Origin of the sequence: Paenibacillus sp. KS1 (assembly GCF_001680695.1) — a bacterium.
GTDB lineage: Bacteria > Bacillota > Bacilli > Paenibacillales > Paenibacillaceae > Paenibacillus_B > Paenibacillus_B suaedae.
The window spans coordinates 1-245 of sequence record NZ_MAIS01000383.1 but is presented as its reverse complement, the minus strand read 5'-3'; the positions used below and the strand labels follow the sequence as shown (position 1 = coordinate 245).

At 56.3% G+C, this 245-nt stretch carries 1 protein-coding gene; it reads left to right on the top strand.

All coding sequences use genetic code 11. The features are described 5' to 3' along the window. On the top strand, positions 1-245 hold a 245-nt coding region (locus tag BBG47_RS28750), incomplete at both ends, for an AMP-binding protein (RefSeq protein ID WP_139070862.1).

The following is a 245-nucleotide window of genomic DNA, read 5'->3' as shown; positions in this document are numbered from 1 at the left end:
GCAGCTTACGTCATGTATACGTCAGGATCTACTGGAAACCCGAAAGGCGTCGTTGTGGAGCAGCGCAACGTGGTTCGTCTGGTGAAACAAGCGGGCTACATCCCTTTCAGCGCCGAAGATAGAATGGCTCAAACCGGTGCGATCGGGTTCGATGCCAGCACGTTTGAAGTGTTCGGCGCGCTGCTAAACGGAGGATCGCTGTATCCTATCCCAAGGGAAACGTTGCTGGATGCGCCTGCGCTGGC